This window comes from Micromonospora sp. M51, from assembly GCF_018070305.1.
In the GTDB taxonomy this organism is placed as follows: Bacteria; Actinomycetota; Actinomycetes; order Mycobacteriales; family Micromonosporaceae; genus Micromonospora; species Micromonospora parva.
In genome coordinates this window covers 1-1,652 of the sequence record NZ_JAGPXZ010001043.1, presented here as the reverse complement: position 1 = coordinate 1,652, position 1,652 = coordinate 1, and the positions used below count along the sequence as shown (strand labels likewise).

The 1,652-nt window shown below is 74.5% G+C and carries 2 protein-coding genes and 1 pseudogene; 2 read left to right on the top strand and 1 reads right to left on the bottom strand.

Annotated elements, in window-relative coordinates; genetic code table 11:
* Together KBX53_RS32270 and KBX53_RS32265 are read left to right on the top strand one after the other, a co-directional pair.
* Window positions 1-482 (top strand): annotated as a pseudogene (locus tag KBX53_RS32270) (hypothetical protein); the annotation flags it as partial.
* 212 nt (window positions 483-694) lie between these two features.
* Window positions 695-1,138, top strand: coding sequence for an HNH endonuclease (locus tag KBX53_RS32265; RefSeq protein WP_210863624.1), 444 nt, complete (start codon window positions 695-697; stop codon window positions 1,136-1,138).
* A gap of 71 nt (window positions 1,139-1,209) precedes the next feature.
* Here the strand turns inward: KBX53_RS32265 and KBX53_RS32260 are convergent.
* Window positions 1,210-1,652, bottom strand: a 443-nt coding sequence (locus KBX53_RS32260; protein ID WP_210863622.1) for a hypothetical protein, incomplete at its 5' end; no start/stop codon positions are given.

Here is a 1,652-nt window from a genome sequence, read left to right as displayed (position 1 = left end):
ATCTGGACGTGCTGACCGGCGGCCTGCACCCGCGCGTCCTGCTCGACGAGGAGGACTACGCGGTGATCGCCAGAAACCTGATCATCCGGGACCGGCGGCTGGTGGCGCAGGCCGCCCGGGGCATCTTCTGGCCGGTGCTCGTACCCCTGCTGTTGGTGCTCTTCGCGGTCGTCGGGGTGAGCGCCGCCGCGGCCGCTGGCTCACCGACCACCCGGGCCACCGTCGCCCTGGTGGGCCTCGGCGCCGGGCTGGCCGCGATCTGGCGCTCGGTCTCCGGGCCCGCCCTGGCCGTCGCCGGTGAGGTCAACCGGCCGCTGCTGGACAGCGAACTCACCACCAGGATGGCCCTGCGGCTGAACCGGCCGCTGACCACCGCCCGGGTCGCTGTGAAAGCGGCACCCCGCACCCGCCGCCAGCGGCGACCCGAAGACACCGGCCGATCGAAATACGTTGCCCGGGTCTCCCGCGTCGACCTACCGTGAGCGCGCACTGTCAACCACCGCCGCGGGAGCAGCACATGACGATGTCGCACGTCACCACCGTGCCGTCGACGCTGCCCGGTGACGGTTGCCGAGCGGAAGGTCCCCGGGCGGGCCGGCCCGACTGACGCGTACCCGTACGCGCGGAGCCGCCCCGTCCGACCACTGGACCGGGCGGCTTCTTGCTGTCCGCCACCAACCGGAAAGGAGTCCCGGTGGACGCCGTCCTCGTCATCAACGCCGACCTCGGCCCGCTGCACCGGGTCACCGTCCAACACGCCGTCCGAATGCTCTGCCGTCGGGTTGCCGAGATCCACGAGGCCGAGCCGGACCGGGTGATCGGGGTCTTCCCGATGCCCCGGGTGGTGCGGCTGGTCCGCTACGTGGTCACCCGGTGGAGGTTCAACTCCGGGCCGGCCTGGTCGCGCGCCGGTGTGCTGCGCCGCGACGACCGGTGCTGCGCGTACTGCGGTGGGCCGGCATCCACCATCGACCACGTCCTGCCCCGCTCACGCGGCGGCCGGAACACCTGGCGGAACACCACGGCCGCCTGCTACGCCTGCAACCAGCGCAAGGGGGACCGGACGCCAGCGGAGGCGGGCATGCCGCTGCGCCGGGAGCCCGTGAACCCGGGCTGGGGGGTGCTGGCCGGGCGGTGATGGACCGGCCGGCGGGAACGGGGGGCCGCGGCCCGGGTACGTCCTGGGCGCGGCACCCGCCGGCCCCCCATTCAGACGTCGCGTTCCTTGACCGTCGACCTCCGGTGACCACCGGGGCACTGCACCCGGATCTCTCGGCGGTGCTCGGTGGAGGTCAACCCGACAACGATCTGCTTCGCCGGCCCCGGGTCGTACGCCTCGGCCCCGAAGCCAGGCGCGAGCGTCACCGCGAGCACCTCGACCGTCTTCCCCACGCAGCGGACGGTGACCGTCCCGCCGCGTCCGGCGACGGGTACGCCAGCGCCGGGGGTGGGAGTCGGCGCGACCGTGGTCGGGGTCGGGGTCGGGACTCCAGTGGTGGCGGTCGGGCCGGGGGCCACTGTCCCGCCCGGACCGGTCGGGGGGCCGGTCCGGGCGGCGGTGGCGGTGCTCCTGGTCCGCGGTACGGCGGACGGCCCGACGTCGACCGGGTCGGTCGGCTCCTCGGTGCTGGGCATCCCCACCGTGGTGGTGC